Origin of the sequence: Micromonospora sp. NBRC 110037 (assembly GCF_001652995.1) — a bacterium.
In the GTDB taxonomy this organism is placed as follows: Bacteria; Actinomycetota; Actinomycetes; order Mycobacteriales; family Micromonosporaceae; genus Micromonospora; species Micromonospora chalcea.
Genome location: NZ_BBVA01000006.1, coordinates 33,989 through 48,692 on the forward strand (window position 1 = coordinate 33,989; position 14,704 = coordinate 48,692).

Annotated in this window: 17 protein-coding genes; 10 read left to right on the top strand and 7 right to left on the bottom strand. The window is 73.8% G+C overall.

Translation table 11 applies throughout. The annotated features are described in order from the left end of the window. Positions 1 to 14: 14 nt before the first annotated feature. Entirely contained in the window at positions 15 to 884 is an 870-nt protein-coding gene (gene folP / locus A4R25_RS18520) for a dihydropteroate synthase (RefSeq protein ID WP_043326936.1), read from the bottom strand. Positions 885 to 1,036: 152 nt separating this feature from the next. On the opposite strand from folP, the gene A4R25_RS18525 reads away from it, so the two are divergent. The 5 genes from A4R25_RS18525 (at position 1,037) to A4R25_RS18545 (ending at position 4,255) form a co-directional block, all read left to right on the top strand. Next, a complete protein-coding gene (locus A4R25_RS18525; protein WP_064447568.1) occupies positions 1,037 to 1,642 on the top strand; it encodes a DivIVA domain-containing protein in 606 nt (201 codons plus the stop codon). Further along, on the top strand, positions 1,639 to 2,139 hold the full coding sequence (locus A4R25_RS18530; protein ID WP_043326933.1) for an SRPBCC family protein: 501 nt from the start codon (positions 1,639 to 1,641) through the stop codon (positions 2,137 to 2,139). The genes A4R25_RS18525 and A4R25_RS18530 overlap by 4 nt, the downstream gene beginning before the upstream one ends. Before the next feature lie 51 nt (positions 2,140 to 2,190). Next, positions 2,191 to 2,775, top strand: coding sequence for a DNA-3-methyladenine glycosylase I (locus A4R25_RS18535; RefSeq protein ID WP_064447752.1), 585 nt, complete (start codon positions 2,191 to 2,193; stop codon positions 2,773 to 2,775). Between the two features lie 36 nt (positions 2,776 to 2,811). Next, entirely contained in the window at positions 2,812 to 3,435 is a 624-nt protein-coding gene (locus A4R25_RS18540) for a hypothetical protein (protein ID WP_064447569.1), read from the top strand. 67 nt (positions 3,436 to 3,502) lie between these two features. Further along, positions 3,503 to 4,255: an SDR family NAD(P)-dependent oxidoreductase gene (locus tag A4R25_RS18545; protein ID WP_064447570.1), complete on the top strand. Its 753-nt coding sequence runs from the start codon at positions 3,503 to 3,505 to the stop codon at positions 4,253 to 4,255. Positions 4,256 to 4,296: 41 nt separating this feature from the next. On the opposite strand, the gene A4R25_RS18550 is transcribed toward A4R25_RS18545, so the two are convergent. After that, positions 4,297 to 5,088 carry an enoyl-CoA hydratase/isomerase family protein gene (locus A4R25_RS18550; protein ID WP_043326927.1) on the bottom strand — a complete coding sequence of 264 codons (792 nt, stop codon included), beginning with the start codon at positions 5,086 to 5,088 and terminating at the stop codon, positions 4,297 to 4,299. A gap of 4 nt (positions 5,089 to 5,092) precedes the next feature. Then, positions 5,093 to 5,911, bottom strand: coding sequence for a PaaX family transcriptional regulator C-terminal domain-containing protein (locus tag A4R25_RS18555; RefSeq protein ID WP_043326925.1), 819 nt, complete (start codon positions 5,909 to 5,911; stop codon positions 5,093 to 5,095). 190 nt (positions 5,912 to 6,101) lie between these two features. Here A4R25_RS18555 and A4R25_RS30390 point away from each other — a divergent pair, with 190 nt between their 5' ends. Next, on the top strand, positions 6,102 to 6,269 hold the full coding sequence (locus tag A4R25_RS30390; protein WP_013283866.1) for a DUF3117 domain-containing protein: 168 nt from the start codon (positions 6,102 to 6,104) through the stop codon (positions 6,267 to 6,269). 143 nt (positions 6,270 to 6,412) lie between these two features. Next, positions 6,413 to 7,891, top strand: coding sequence for a M17 family metallopeptidase (locus A4R25_RS18560; RefSeq protein ID WP_064447571.1), 1,479 nt, complete (start codon positions 6,413 to 6,415; stop codon positions 7,889 to 7,891). A gap of 22 nt (positions 7,892 to 7,913) precedes the next feature. Here A4R25_RS18560 and A4R25_RS18565 read toward each other — a convergent pair whose 3' ends face one another. Then, positions 7,914 to 8,564, bottom strand: coding sequence for an O-methyltransferase (locus A4R25_RS18565; RefSeq protein WP_255358665.1), 651 nt, complete (start codon positions 8,562 to 8,564; stop codon positions 7,914 to 7,916). A 211-nt stretch (positions 8,565 to 8,775) separates the two neighbouring features. Here A4R25_RS18565 and A4R25_RS18570 point away from each other — a divergent pair, with 211 nt between their 5' ends. Both A4R25_RS18570 and A4R25_RS18575 read left to right on the top strand, forming a co-directional pair. Next, positions 8,776 to 10,080, top strand: coding sequence for a S1C family serine protease (locus A4R25_RS18570; protein WP_176722725.1), 1,305 nt, complete (start codon positions 8,776 to 8,778; stop codon positions 10,078 to 10,080). A 73-nt stretch (positions 10,081 to 10,153) separates the two neighbouring features. Continuing rightward, positions 10,154 to 10,564, top strand: coding sequence for a preprotein translocase subunit TatB (locus A4R25_RS18575; RefSeq protein WP_043330672.1), 411 nt, complete (start codon positions 10,154 to 10,156; stop codon positions 10,562 to 10,564). A gap of 63 nt (positions 10,565 to 10,627) precedes the next feature. Here the strand turns inward: A4R25_RS18575 and A4R25_RS18580 are convergent, their stop codons facing one another. From A4R25_RS18580 to A4R25_RS18590, 3 genes are all read right to left on the bottom strand, one after another. Beyond that, the gene (locus tag A4R25_RS18580) at positions 10,628 to 11,776 is read right to left on the bottom strand and encodes an Mrp/NBP35 family ATP-binding protein (RefSeq protein WP_030501083.1); all 1,149 of its coding nucleotides are present in this window, start codon (positions 11,774 to 11,776) and stop codon (positions 10,628 to 10,630) included. Between the two features lie 72 nt (positions 11,777 to 11,848). Further along, positions 11,849 to 12,457 carry a DUF1003 domain-containing protein gene (locus A4R25_RS18585; protein WP_064447572.1) on the bottom strand — a complete coding sequence of 203 codons (609 nt, stop codon included), beginning with the start codon at positions 12,455 to 12,457 and terminating at the stop codon, positions 11,849 to 11,851. Beyond that, positions 12,450 to 13,736 (bottom strand): magnesium transporter MgtE N-terminal domain-containing protein, encoded by a 1,287-nt coding sequence (locus tag A4R25_RS18590; protein WP_064447753.1) that lies wholly within the window; start codon positions 13,734 to 13,736, stop codon positions 12,450 to 12,452. Before A4R25_RS18590 ends, A4R25_RS18585 begins: the two co-directional genes overlap by 8 nt. Positions 13,737 to 13,769: 33 nt before the next feature. Between A4R25_RS18590 and A4R25_RS18595 the strand changes: the two genes are divergently transcribed. Next, positions 13,770 to 14,639 (top strand): PhzF family phenazine biosynthesis protein, encoded by an 870-nt coding sequence (locus A4R25_RS18595; protein WP_064447573.1) that lies wholly within the window; start codon positions 13,770 to 13,772, stop codon positions 14,637 to 14,639. Positions 14,640 to 14,704: the final 65 nt, after the last annotated feature.

The following is a 14,704-nucleotide window of genomic DNA, read 5'->3' on the forward strand; positions in this document are numbered from 1 at the left end:
CGTCACCTGACCTCCTAGGCCAGCCCGCGCCGGGTCGCCGCCGGCGGCCGGTCGCCCCGGATCGAGGCCACCATGTCCAGCACCCGGCGGGTCTCGCGGACCTGGTGGGCGCGGAACACCCGGGCGCCGAGCCAGGCCGAGACCGCGGTGGCGGCGAGCGTCCCCTCCAACCGCTCGGGCACCGGCAGGTCGAGCGTCTCGCCGATGAAGTCCTTGTTCGACAGGGCCACCAGCAGCGGCCAGCCGGTGTCGGTCAGCTCCGCCAGCCGCCGGGTGATCTCCAGCGAGTGCCGGGTGTTCTTGCCGAAGTCGTGCGCCGGGTCGATCAGGATGCCGTCCCGGCGTACGCCCAGCCCGGCCGCGCGTTCGGCCAGCCCGGTCACCGTGGTGAGCACGTCGGCCACCACGTCGTCGAAGTGGGCCCGGTGCGGCCGGGTACGCGGCGCGAGCCCGCCGGCGTGCGAGCAGACCAGCCCGGCGCCGGTCGCCGCGGCGACCCGGGCCAGCGCCGGATCCGCCCCCGACCAGGTGTCGTTGAGCAGGTCCGCGCCGGCCGCCACCGCCTCCACCGCCACCTCGGCCCGCCAGGTGTCGATGGAGACGACCACCTCGGGGAAGGCGGACCGGACCGCGGCGATGGTGTCCACCGTCCGCCGGATCTCCTCGGCCACGTCCACCTCGTCGCCCGGGCCGGCCTTCACCCCGCCGATGTCGATGATCTCGGCGCCCTCGTCGACCGCGCGCTCCACCGCACGCAGCGCGCTGTCCTGGGCGAACGTGGCGCCCCGGTCGAAGAACGAGTCGGGCGTGCGGTTGACGATCGCCATCACCACCAGCTCACCGGGGCCGAACGTCCGTCCGCCCAGCCGCAACGCCCCGGTCATGCCTGCCTCCTCGTCGCCCGCGCTCGCCGGCCGGTCCGACGCTATCCGGTCCCGTGCGCGCCACCCCTGCCGGTCCCGTGCGTCGGACGCATTTACCGACCGGACGTCCCGGAGGGCTCGCCCGATCCCGGCCCGCATGCCACGATCTGTGCATGGGTGAGGTTCTGCTCCTCTTGGTCGTCGCGCTGACAGTCGCGGCGGTGGTGTTCGGCGTGACGGTGCTGGTCTCCGGCAAGGATCCGGGCCTGACACCGGCCGAGCCGGACGGGCGGGCCGTGCCCCTGCCGGGCAGCCGTCCGCTCGACGAGTCGGACGTGACAGGCGTCCGCTTCGACACGGCGCTGCGCGGCTACCGGATGGCCCAGGTCGACTCCGCGCTGCGCCGCGCGGCGTACGACATCGGCTACAAGTCCGAGCTGATCAGCGTGTTGGAGGCGGAGAACGCGGCCCTGCGCGACGGCCGCACCGAGGACGCCGACGCGCTGCGCCGGGCGCGCGAGGAGGCCGCCGCGACCCGCCCCGAGACCGAGCAGGCGCCCGACCCGGAGCCGGTGGTGATCGACCTGTCCGCGCCCGAGCAGCCGTCCCGTACCGACGCCGACGGACAGCCGGGAGGCACCCCGGCCGAGCCGGGCGTGGCGGAGGCCCCCGCCGCCGCGGCGACCGAGGACACCGTCTCCCCGGCGAACGGGATCGCTGCCGGCTCGGCCGACGACGACCGGGAGCGCGGTTCGGTGGTCCGGTCGGAGTCCGCGTGACCGGCGCCGGCCGCCCGGCCGACGACTTCACCGAGGCGTCCCGGCGCGGCGCCGGCGAGGTCACCGCCACCGTGATCGTCGACGCGCCGGCCGATCGCGTCTTCGCCGCGCTCACCGCCTGGGAACGCCAGTCGGACTGGATCCCGCTGACCCGGGTCCGGGTGGTCGAGGGTGACGGTGGCGAGGGCAGCCTGGTCGAGGCGGTCACCGCGCTCGGCCCGGCCGTGCTCCGGGACGAGATGCGTGTGGTCCGGGTCGACGCCCCGTACGAGGTCGGCGTGGTGCACTGCGGCAAGTTGCTGCGCGGCCCCGGCGTGCTGCGCTGCACCCCGATGGACCGCGACCGCACCCAGGTGGTCTGGCACGAGTGGTTCCACCTGCCGGGTGGCCCGGCCGGGCGGGTGGCCTGGCCGGTGCTCTGGCCCGGCTCGAAGTTCAGCCTCACCCAGGCGTTGAAGAAGTTCGCCCGGCTGGTCGAGCAGGGCCGGCTGCCCTGACCGGCGGTCGGCGCGGCGGGGCTGTCGGTGGCCCGGCCTATCGTGGACGCCGTGACTGACCTGGTGAACGGCCCCGACGGGCTGCCGCGCTGCGCGTGGGGAGCGAGCACCCCCGACTACGCCGTCTACCACGACGAGGAGTGGGGCCGGCCGCTGCGCGGCGACGACGCGCTCTACGAGCGGCTGACGCTGGAGGCGTTCCAGTCCGGCCTGTCCTGGCTGACCATCCTGCGCAAGCGGCAGGCGTTCCGGGACGCCTTCGCCGGGTTCCGGATCGAGTCGGTGGCCCGCTACGGCGAGTCCGACGTGGCCCGGCTGATGGCCGACGCGGGGATCGTCCGCAACCGGGCCAAGATCGAGGCGGCGATCGCCAACGCCCGGGCCGCGTCGGAGCTGCCCGAGGGCCTCTCCGCGCTGCTCTGGTCGTTCGCGCCGCCGCCCCGGGCGGCGCGCCCCCGGTCCTTCGCCGAGGTGCCGGCCACCAGCCCGGAGTCCGCCGCGATGGCCAAGGCGCTCAAGAAGCGGGGCTTCCGGTTCGTCGGCCCCACCACCGCCTACGCGCTGATGCAGGCCACCGGCATGGTCGACGACCACCTGGCCGACTGTCACGTGAGCGGTGACCGGGCCGGGGTGTGACCGAGCGCGCCACCTCCGGCGTGATGGGATTGGGACATGACCGACACCGAGCCGCGTACGAGCGGGACGACCGACGGTGAGACCACTACCGGCGCCTGGGCGGTGCTGCTGCCCGCCGAGCGCTTCGAGGCCGAGCGGCTGGTGCACCACGACGTGCTGGAGCTGACCGGGCCGGCCGCAGCGGACCGCCCGCGCCCCGGCGACCGGGTGGCGGTGCTGGTCGACGAGCCGCTGCGGCTGGTCGCGCTCGGCCGGGTCGCGCTCGCGGCGTCCGGGACCCGGGAGGACCCGGACGATCCGCAGTCCGACCTGGCGGCCGGGCCGCTCGTGGTCGCGTACACCCGGCGGGCGCTGGACGAGCCGGTTCCGGTCGACGGCCCGGCGCCGGACGGACCGGTGGTCGCGCTCGACCCGGCCCGCTGGCGGGCGCTGGCCGACCGGCTCGGCCCGCCGCCGGCCCGCAGCACCTGGCTGGTCAGCCTGGACCTGCCGATCGAGGCGGCGTCGCGGGCCGAGGCGGTCCGGATCTTCTGGTCCTACGTGCAGGAGCTGGGCCCGCGGGAGCTGCCGGCGTTCGTCTCGCCCTACGGCGACGAACTGGCCATGCAGGCGTTCGTGCTCGGCGTCGAGGCCAACCAGGATCCCGAAGAGGACGACTGACCCCCCGTCCCGGGCGGTAGCGTCCGGGACGAGGGCCGGCGCCGGCCGGCGTGGTCAAGGGGGTGCCATGCGGTTCCGGGACAGGGTCGTGCTGGTGACCGGCGGAGCGTCCGGCCTGGGCGAGGCGACGGCGCGCCGGTTCGCCGCCGAGGGCGGCAAGCTGGTGATCGCGGACATCAACACCGAGGGCGCCGAACGAATGGCGTCGAGCCTGCCGGACGCGCTCGCGGTGACCATGGACACCGGCGACGCCACCTCCGTCGAGCGCGGCATCGCCGAGGCGGTCGCGCGGTACGGCCGGCTCGACGTGATCTTCAACAACGCCGGCATCGACGGGCAGCAGCAGGCGCTGCACGAGATGGACCTGGCGAACTGGGAGAAGGTCCGCCGGATCAACGGCGACGGCGTGTTCTACGTGCTGCGGTACGGCATCGACGCGATGCTGCGCTCCGGCGGCGGCGCGATCGTCAACACCTCGTCCACGGCCGGGCTGACCGCGCAGGACAACATCTCGCCGTACACGTTCACCAAGGCCGGCATCGTCGGGCTGACCCGGTCCGCGGCCGTCGAGTACGCCGCCCGGGGCGTACGCGTCAACGCGGTCGCCCCGACAGTGGTGATGACCCCGCTCGTGGAGCACTTCATCGCGAACGCGCCGGACCCGGAGCAGATGCGCCGGCAGATGGAGTCGTTCAACCCGAAGCCCGGCATCCCGACCGCCGACGACGTGGCGGGCGTGGTGCTCTTCCTCGCCTCCGACGACGCGGCCTGGGTCACCGGGCACACGATCCCCATCGACGGCGGCTACGTGGCCCGCTGAGCGGGCGCGCGAGGGGTGCCCGGCGCCCGCCCCGGCCCGGTTCAGCGGCCCTCGAAGACCGGCTTCTGCTTGTTGACGAACGCCTTGGTGGCGGCGTGGTGGTCGGCGGTGGCGCCGCAGATCGCCTGCGCCTGCGCCTCGGCGGCCAGCGCGTCGGCGAGCGTGCCGGCGTCGGCGATGGAGAGCTGGCGCTTGATCGCCCCGTACGCGACGGTCGGGCCGGCGGCGAGCCGCGCGGCCAGCTCCTGCGCGGCCGGGAGCACCTGCTCGTCGTCGTCCACCAGCCGGTTCAGCAGGCCCAGCCGGCAGGCGTCGTCGGCGCTCACCGGCTCGGCGAGCATCAGCAGCTCTACGGCCTTGGCGTGGCCGACCAGCCGGGGCAGCGTCCAGGACGCGCCGGTGTCGGCGGCCAGCCCCACCCCGGCGAAGGCCATCAGGAAACGGGTCTTCGGGCCGCCGATGCGGAAGTCGGCGAGCAGGGCCAGTGAGGCGCCCGCCCCGGCGGCCATGCCGCGCACCGCGGCGACCACCGGCTTGGGCAGGTTGGCCAGCCGGGCGGCGATCGGGTTGTAGTGCGCCCGGACCGTGCCCAGCGGGTCGGCGTCGGCCGAGTCCAGCGTCTGCACGTGCTCGCGCAGGTCCTGCCCGGCGCTGAACGAGCCGCCCGCGCCGGTCAGCACCACGGCCCGGCAGGAGCGGTCGGTCTCCAGCTCGGCCAGGGTGTCCCGGAGCGCCTCCTTGAGCGCCACGTCGAGCGAGTTCATCGCCGTCGGGCGGTTCAGCGTCAGGGTGACGACGGCGTCGGTGCGGTCGACGAGCAGCGGCTCGGTCACGTTTCTAACGACCCTTCTGTCGTGCCAGGCGGTTGCTCGCGTCGAGGCACTGCTCGACGTACCGGTCGGCGGCCGGCCGGAGCCGGGCGGCGTGCCGGTCGAAGAAGCTGGCCGCGCTGGTGCCCGGCCACCGCTCGGGTAGCAGCGCCGGTGGCAGCTGCGGGTCCCGGAACAGGAACGTACGCCACGCGTGCACGAGCCGGAACCGGGCCGCGTACGCGTCCTCGTCGCTGCTGCGCACCGTGACGCCGGACAGGAGCGGCTTCTGCTCGGCGACGAAACGCTCGTACGCCCGGCCGATCTCGGCCAGGTCCCAGGCGCGGCGGACCACGCCCATCGCGCCGGGCGTGCCGGAGGTGTGGGCGGCGGTGAACCGCTCGTAGCGCACGCCCGCCTCGTCGAGCAGCAGGTCGACGTCCTCGCCGGCACGGGTGGCGACCCAGGTGCAGTCGTCGAGCGTGCCGTAGCCGAGGAAGCTGAGGTTGGCGGCGAGCCGCTGCCGGTCGCGGCGGGACGCGGGCGGGGTGAGCACCAGGAGGTCGAACCGTCCGTCCCAGCTGTGCCGTCCGGTCCGGTAGATCCGCGATGCCGCCTCGTCGAGTCGACGTGCCGCCTTCGGGGTGATCGAATACCCGGGTCCGGAGGCGAGCCGGAGTGGTTCCAGCCAGCCCTGGCGGACCATCCGGCTGACCGCGGTGCGCACCGCCGGTGGGGCGATCCCGAGCGGGGCGAGCAGCTTGACCAGGGCGGCGACGGGTGCGCGGCCACCTCGGGCCCGGAGGTGGTCGCCGTACAGGTCGAAGAGTGCCGACCGTGCCTGCATGACCGCACATTGTGACAGGCCTATCCAAGATAAGCTAGATGCTGTTACATCAATGCTGCTTCGGTTTGGGTCCGGCGGTGTTCATCAGGGAAAATCGTTGGTCGAGCCTCCCGTGATGGTTGCGGTTGGCGTTGGCGAAGTGGCTGTGGGGCAACTCACCGACCCTGGTGTAGGTCTGAGGGGAGACAACATGGCGGCGATGAAGCCGCGGACGGGCGACGGTCCGCTGGAAGTCACCAAGGAGGGCCGGGGCATCGTCATGCGTGTCCCGCTGGAGGGTGGTGGCCGGCTCGTCGTCGAGATGACTCCCGACGAGGCCACCGCGCTGGGTGACGCGCTGAAGGCGGCAGCGGGCTGATTCGAGGAGTGTCCGCGTGGCGTCCGCCGCGCGGGCGGTTCGTCATACCCTGAGCCACCGGCACCGCCGGTGGCTCAGGGCCTTCCTCTGCGGGTGAGCGATGAAACGTCCCCGTTGAAACCATTTCGGAGGTACGGTCCAGCGTGCTGGTCATTCGTCTGGTGAGTGGGCCCGCGGGGTCCGACGCTCTCGTCCTGCCCGTCCGTCCCGGGAAGCCCGACTCCGTGGACTCGTCCGGCTCTCCGGCCGAACTGGTCCCGACCGCCGTCGCGCCCGGTGACGACGTCCGGGCCGAGGCCGCCGCCCTGCTGCCCGCCACCCGGCTCACCGGCGCCGCCGGTGAGGTACGCGAGCACCTGCGTCCCGGCGGCGCTCCGGCACGGCTGTGGCTGCTCGGCGTCGGGTCCGGCGACGAGCGCGACTGGCGCACCGCGGGCGCCGCGCTGGCCCGCGCGGCGAAGGATGAGACGCAGATCACCATCGCGCTTCCCGGCGAGGCGACCGAGGCGCTGCGCGGCCTGGCCGAGGGCCTGCTGCTCGGCTCGTACCGCTTCCGCCTCACCGAGTCCGGCGGACGCCCGGCCCTGGCCGAGGCGCTGGTACTCGTCGACGACCCGGAGGCGCTCGCGGGCACGCTCGACGCCGCCCGGACCACCGCCGAGATGACCCGCCTGGCCCGGGACCTCACGAACACGCCCTCGTCCACCAAGAACCCGGAGTGGTTCGCCGAGCAGGTGGCCGGCGCCGCGTCCGGCCGGACCGGCCTGCACCTGCGGGTACGCGGTCCGCAGGAGCTGGCGGCCGAGGGCTTCGGCGGCATCCTGGCCGTCGGCGGCGGCTCCGCCAGCGGCCCCCGCCTGGTCGAGCTGGACTGGCGGCCCGACGGCGCGCGCACCCACGTGGTCCTCGTCGGCAAGGGCATCACGTTCGACACCGGCGGCATCTCGATCAAACCGGTGCCCGCCATGAAGCTCATGCGCAAGGACATGGCCGGCGCCGCCGCGGTGATCGCCGCGACGCTCGGCGCCGCCGAACTGGGGCTTCCGGTACGGGTCACCACGCTGGCCCCGCTCGCCGAGAACATGGTCAGCGGGTCGGCGTTCCGCCCCGGCGACGTGATCCGGCACTACGGCGGGCTGACCAGCGAGAGCACCAACTCCGACGCGGAGGGCCGGCTGGTCCTCGCCGACGCGATGGCGTACGCGGTCCGCGAGCTGAAGCCCGACCTGCTGATCGACCTGGCCACGCTGACCGGCGCGAACGCGGTGGCCCTCGGCAAGCGGCACGCGGCGCTCTACAGCGAGAACGACGCCCTGGCCGGCGACCTGCTCGACGCGATCACCGCGGCCGGTGAGCGGGCCTGGCGGATGCCGCTCGCCGACGACTACGTCGAACACCTGGCCAGCGACGTCGCCGACCTGCACAGCTCACCGGCGCAGGGCGCCGGCTCGGTGGTGGCCGCGCTGTACCTGCGGGAGTTCACCGGTGACCTGCGGGACCGGTGGGCGCACCTGGACATGTCCGCGCCGTCGTGGTCCGACGACACGCACGGCGAACTGGTCAAGGGCGCCACCGGCTGGGGCGTACGCGGGTTGCTGCGCTGGCTGGCGACGCTGGGCTGAATCAGGCGTGCCGGGGCATGATTCAGCTCTTCACGGCGGCGAGCAGGCCGTGGCCGACCGGCAGCAGCGCGGGCACCCAGTTCTCCGACTCGCGGATCGCCTTGATGGCCTCCCGCACGGTGACCGTCTCGACGTCCCGCGCGGCCGGATCGCCGACCCGGCCGGCCGCGAGCGCGCCGTTGAGCGCGAGCACCCCGCCGGGGCGCAGCAGCCGCAGCGCCGCGTCCACGTACGCGGCGAAGCCGGTGGCCGCCGCGTCCACGAAGACCAGGTCGTAGGCGCCGTCCGCGAGGCGGGGCAGCACGTCGAGGGCCCGGCCGGTGATGATCCGGGTACGCCCCGACGGGAAACCCGCCTCCTGGAACAGCCGCCGGGCGATGCGCTGGTACTCCACCTCGACGTCGATCGTGGTGAGCACCCCGTCCGGGCGCATGCCGCGCAGCAGCCAGATGCCGCTCACCCCGGTGCCGGTGCCGATCTCCACCACCGCCCGGGCGTTGCCGGCGGCGGCGAGCAGCCGCAGGGCGGCTCCCGACCCGGGCGTGACCGCCTCCAGGCCCACCTCGTGGGCGAGGGCGCGGGCCGTGCGCAGCACGAGGTCCTCGGTGACGTACGACTCGGCGAAGTGAAGCGCCTGGGCCGTCGAACTGCCGTGACCGGCGACCGTGGCGATGGGACACCTCCGGGGGCGGACTGGTGCGAGGGGCGGTATGCACTGTGAGCGTAGAGGCGGGCCGGTACCCGCGCAGCCGCGAGTCCGCTGTGAAGCGGTCACGGAGGGCAACCCCTGACTCCATTCGCGTCATCCGTGTAATCCTGGATGCGTCCCGCGCGTCACGGTCGTCCGGCTCCGCCGGTCTCCGGCGCGGGGCGAGGGGGACGGAGTGGGAGGCACCGACGTGACCGACGGCTGGGACTGGCGCCGGCCCGGCGGATCACCGGCACCGGGTGGACCGGCGCCGGGACGACCCGCGCAGGACGCCCCGGGTCAGGCGACGTCGCCGTGGTGGTCGGACGCGCTCGCCGACCCGTGGCGGGACCCGTACGCGCCGGCCGCCGTGGTCGTACCGGCGGCGCCGACACCGGGCGCGGGTGAGCCGGAGCCGGTCACCGATCCGGACCTGCCGACCCGGCCGGGGCTGCGCCAGATGGTGCTGATTTCCCTGGTCACCGCGTTGCTGGCCGGTTCCCTGGGCAGCGCCCTGACGTACGCCCTCCTGCGCGGCGGTGACGTGCCGACGCTCGGCGCGCAGTCGGGGCAGGCCCCGGCGCTGGCCCAGCGCAAGCCCGAGTCGCTCGCGGGCGTCGCCGAGCGGGTCCTGCCCAGCGTGGTCACCATCCGGGTGGTCAGTCTCGGCGGCACCAGCGAGGGCTCCGGCTTCGTGGTCAGCGCCGAGGGGCACATCGTCACGAACGACCACGTGGTCGCCGACGGCCCCGGAAAGGCGACGGTCGTGTTCAACGACGGCAGCACCGCCGCCGGCACCGTGGTCGGACAGGACCCGGAGTCGGACATCGCAGTGATCAAGGTCTCCCGCTCCGGGCTGACGCCGGTGCAGTTCGGCGACTCCGACGCGCTCGCTGTCGGTGACCCGGTGCTCGCGATCGGCTCGCCGCTGTCGCTCGCCAACACCGTCACCGCCGGCATCGTGAGCGCGCTGGACCGGACGATGCAGGCCGGCGAGCCGGGCGGGCCGACCCGCTACTACGCGGCGATCCAGACCGACGCCGCGGTCAACCACGGCAACTCCGGCGGCCCGCTCGTGGACGGCGCCGGCCGGGTGGTCGGGGTGAACTCGACGATCAAGTCACTGGTGGCCGACGGGCAGGAGGCCGGCAACATCGGTCTCGCCTTCGCCATCCCGATCAACCAGGCGAAGCGGATCACCGAGGACATCATCGGCACCGGCAAGGCCCGGCGTACGGTGATCGGCGCCCAGGTCGGCGGCACCGGCGCCACCGGCGGCGGGGTACGCCTCAACGCGGTCGAGCCGGCCGGTCCGGCGGCGGCCGCCGGGCTGCGTACCGGGGACGTGGTGCTGCGGCTGGACGGCCATCCGATGACCGACCCGACCGATCTGGTGGCGCTGGTGCGCAAGTACGCGCCCGGGTCGGTGGTGACTGTCGAGTACCGGCGGGGGTCGGCGCGGCAGAACGCCTCGGTGACGCTCGCCGCCGACGCGAAGTGAGCACCGGTCACCCCCTCCCGGATGGTCACCTGACGTGCGTAGTCTTGCCGTGGACACGGACGAGGAGGCCGCGGTGTTCGAGAACCTGAACTGGTGGGAGATCGGCGTCCTGCTGCTCCTGGCGCTGTTGATCTTCGGGGACCGGCTGCCCAACGTCATCAACGACGGTCTCCGGATGGTCCGCAACCTGCGCAGCATGGCGCGCAACGCCACCGGCGACCTGAGCCGCGAGCTGGGTACGGACATCCAGCTGGAGGACCTGCACCCCAAGGCGTTCATCCGCAAGCACCTGCTCAGCGAGGACGACGAGCAGGCGATCCGCAAGCCGCTGCAGAGCATGTACGACAACCTGCGCTCGGACGTCACCGGCGTGCACGACGAGCTGAAGGACGTCGCGAAGGCCGCCGACCTGCGTACCCCCAGCGTCGCGACCAGCACCCCCACCCCGCCGGCCCCCCGCCCGTCCTACGACGACGCCACCTGAGCCGGAAAAGGGACCGCCCCCTCTCGCGTGCGGCGGGAAGGGGCGGTTGGGGAGCGGTGGGAGCTAGCGGCCGGCGGGCTTCAGGCCCAGGGGCTTGCCGAGCAGGGACTCGCGACGCACGGCCAGGCGGTCGGCGACCTGGAACAGGGCCTTCGCGGCGGGAGCGTCCGGCTGCGCCAGCACGATCGGCTGACCGGCGTCGCCGCCCTCGCGTACCCGGGTGTCCAGCGGGATCTGCCCCAGCACCGGCACCTGCGCGCCGATGGTCCGGGTCAGCGACTCGGCCACCGCCGCGCCGCCACCGGCCCCGAAGACCTCCATCCGGGAGCCGTCCGGCATCTCCAGCCACGACATGTTCTCGATGACGCCGACCACCCGCTGGTGGGTCTGCAACGCGATCGCGCCGGCCCGCTCGGCCACCTCCGCGGCGGCCGCCTGCGGCGTGGTGACCACCAGGATCTCCGCGTTCGGCAGCAACTGGGCCACCGAGATCGCGATGTCGCCGGTGCCCGGCGGCAGGTCGAGCAGGAGGACGTCCAGGTCGCCCCAGTAGACGTCGGCGAGGAACTGCTGGAGCGCCCGGTGCAGCATCGGCCCGCGCCAGACCACGGCGGCGTTGCCGGGGGTGAACATGCCGATCGAGATGACCTTCACGCCGTGCGACTGCGGCGGCATGATCATGTCTTCGACGCGGGTCGGCGCGCCGTCGGCGCCGAGCATCCGGGGCACCGAGTGGCCGTAGATGTCCGCGTCCACCACGCCCACCGACAGGCCCCGCGACGCCAGCGCGGCGGCCAGGTTGACGGTCACGCTCGACTTGCCGACACCGCCCTTGCCGCTGGCCACCGCGTAGACGCGGGTCCGCGAGCCGGGCTGGGCGAACGGGATCACCGGCTCGGCAGTGGCGCCACCGCCGCGCAGCTTCGACTGCAGCTCCTGGCGCTGCTCCGGGCTCATCACCCCGAAGACGATCTCCACGCCGCTCACGCCGGGCACCGCGCCCACGGCGGCGGTGATGTCGCTGCGCAGCTTGTCCTTCAGCGGGCAGCCGGCCACGGTGAGCAGCAGCTCCACCCGGACCACGCCGTCGTCGTCCCGCTCGGCGGACTGGACCATGCCGAGTTCGGTGATCGGCCGGCGGATCTCCGGGTCGTTGACGGTGGCCAGGGCGGCCTGGATCGCGTCGGAGACGGTGCTGACGGGTGCTGACATGCCCGCAATGCTACGTCGCGGGTCATCGGCCACCGCCGCTGGCGGGGGCGGTGTGAGCGATTCGATGGCCGGTCAGCCCTCGTAGCGACCGTCCCGCGCGAAGTCGCCGTCCAGCTCGTCCCGGGGCTCGTCCAGCCGATCGGCGCCGGCCGTCCGGCGGGCCTCCCGCTCCTGCTGCCGCCGCTCCAGCTTGCGCCGCCGCTCGGCCGCCTCGTCCAGTTCCTCGCCCAGCCGGGTCAGCTCCGAGCGGAGGAAGTCCCGGGTCGCCACGTCACCCATCGCGATCCGCAGCGCGGCGATCTCCCGCGCCAGGTACTCCGTGTCGGCCTTCTGCAGCGTGGCCCGCCGCCGGTCCTCGTCCAGCGCGATCCGGTCCCGGTCCGCCTGCCGGTTCTGCGCGAGCAGGATCAACGGCGCCGCGTAGGACGCCTGCAGGGACAGGATCAAGGTCAAGAACGTGAAGGTGTACGGGTCGAATCGCAGGTTCGCCGGGGCCAGCGTGTTCCACAGGAACCAGGCCACCAGGATCAGCGTCATGTAGACGAGGAAGTTCGCCGTGCCCATGCCCCGGGCGATGCCCTCGGCCCAGCGGCCGAACGTCTCCGCGTCGACCCGGGGCAGGCGCAGGTTCCGCGGGGCGCGCGGCTGGTCCAGCCGGTCGCCCCGGCGCTGATCACTCATCGTCGCCGTCCAGGATGCCGTCGTCGGTGGTGGACGAGGGGGATGCCGCGTCCCGGTCCCGCCAGTCCCGCGGCAGGGAATGGTCGAGCACGTCGTCCACCGTCACCGCGCCGACCAGGCGGTTGGCCCGGTCCACCACCGGCATGCCGACCATGTCGTACGTGGCCATCCGGCGGGTGATCTCGGGCAGCGGGGTCGACGTCCGCAGCGGGTCGATGTCGTTCACCACGATCCCGCCGAGCAGATCGGCCGGCGGTTCCCGCAGCAGCCGCTGGAAGTGCACCATGCCCAGGTAGCGGCCGGTGGGCGTGGTCAGCGGGGCGCGGGTCACGAAGACCTGGGCGGCCACCGCCGGCGAGAGCTGCGCCTCCCGGATCCGGGCCAGCGCCTCGGCCACCGTGGCGTCCGGCGGCAGGATCACCGGCTCCGAGGTCATCACGCTGCCGGCGGTGCCGGAGGCGTAGCGCAGCAACTGGCGTACCGGGTCGGCCTCGTCCGGCTCCATCAGGTCGAGCAGCACGTCCTGCTCCGGCGGGGGCAGCTCGTTGAGCAGGTCGGCGGCGTCGTCCGGCTCCATCTCCTCCAGCACGTCGGCGGCGCGCTGGCGGTCCAGCGCGGCCAGGATCTCCACCTGGTCGTGCTCGGGCAGCTCGCTGAGCACATCGGCCAGGCGCTCGTCGTCGAGCGCTGCGGCCACCTCGTTGCGCCGGGCGTCGGGCAGGTCCTGGAGGGCGTTGGCGAGGTCGGCGGGGCGCATGTCCTCCAGGACGGCGAGCAGGTTCGCCGTACCCCGGTTGTCGCCGACCGCGCCGAGGCCGTGCACCCGGTCCCACTCGACCTGGTGGAGGTGGCCGCGCCGGGTGAGCCGGCCGGTGTGCTCGCGCACGGCGACCCGGCTCAGCGTCCACTCGCCGCCGCGGCTGCACTCCATGGCCACGTCCACCACGGAGCCGGCCCGGCCGCCCTCGACCTGGACCCGGCGGTCGAGCAGTTCCTGGAGCACCAGCAGCTCGTTCGGGCGCTTCTCGAACCGGCGCAGGTTGAGCGTGCCGCTGCCGAGCACCACCCCGTCGGGATCGATGGAGGTGATCCGGTTGATGGACAGGAAGATGCGCCGTCGCATCGGCATCTCCGCGACCAGGCCGACCACCTCCGGCGGTCGCTGGGTCGCGCGCATCCGCGCCACCGCGTCCCGGACGCGGCCGACCTGATCGCCGTTCGGGTCGAAAACGGCGACTCCGGCGAGTCGAGCGAGGTAGACCCGGTTCGGCGTGCTCACGGGCACCAGCCTAAGGGCCTACTCTCTAACAGCATGTCGACCTTGGGCTACGAGATCGTGGACGTCTTCACCGACCGCCCCTTCGCCGGCAACCCGCTGGCCGTGGTGTTCGGCGCGGAAGGGCTGGCCACCGAGCAGATGCAGGCGCTCGCGCTGGAGTTCAACCTGTCCGAGACGGTCTTCGTGCTCCCGCCGACACAGGTCGGCGCCACCTACCGGGCGCGGATCTTCACCCCCGCCGACGAACTGCCCTTCGCCGGGCACCCGAGCGTCGGCGCCGCGGTGACCGCGAGCCGGCGTGGCGTCTTCGGCGCGGGCCGGGTCACCCAGGAGTGCGGCGCCGGCGTCCTGCCGATCGAGGTGACTGCCACCGGCGCGACGCTCACCGGCGGCACGCCCACGCTCGGCCCGGAACTCGACCCGGAACCGCTGCTGGAGATGGTCGGCCTCACCGGCCCCGACCACGTCGGCCCGCCGCCGCGCGTCGCCGGGTGCGGCCTGGAGTTCCCCTACCTTCCGGTACGCCCGGACGCGGTGGCCCGGGCACGGTTGAACACGGCGGCGGCGGAGCGGTACGGCGTTGAGCACGTCAGCCTCTTCTCCTGGGACGCCGATTCGCAAACCGCGCACGCCCGGGTCTTCGTGCCGGGGCTCGGCGTGCCCGAGGACCCGGCGACCGGCTCGGCCGCTCTCGGGCTGGGCGTGTGGCTGGTCGCGAGCGGGCTGCTGCCCGGCGAGGGGCGCGCGGAGTACACCGTCCGGCAGGGCATCGAGATCCACCGCCCCTCCACGCTGACCTGCACGGTGACCGCCTCCGGCGGGCTGGCGCTGGGAGCGACCGTCTCCGGCCAGGTGATGCCGGTGGCCCGAGGCGAGATCACCGTCCCCCCGTTCATCGGCTGACCCCACCCCACCCCATCCCACCTTGTTGATCAAGGAGTTTGTGTCGGCGAACGGGCCTCTGGAGG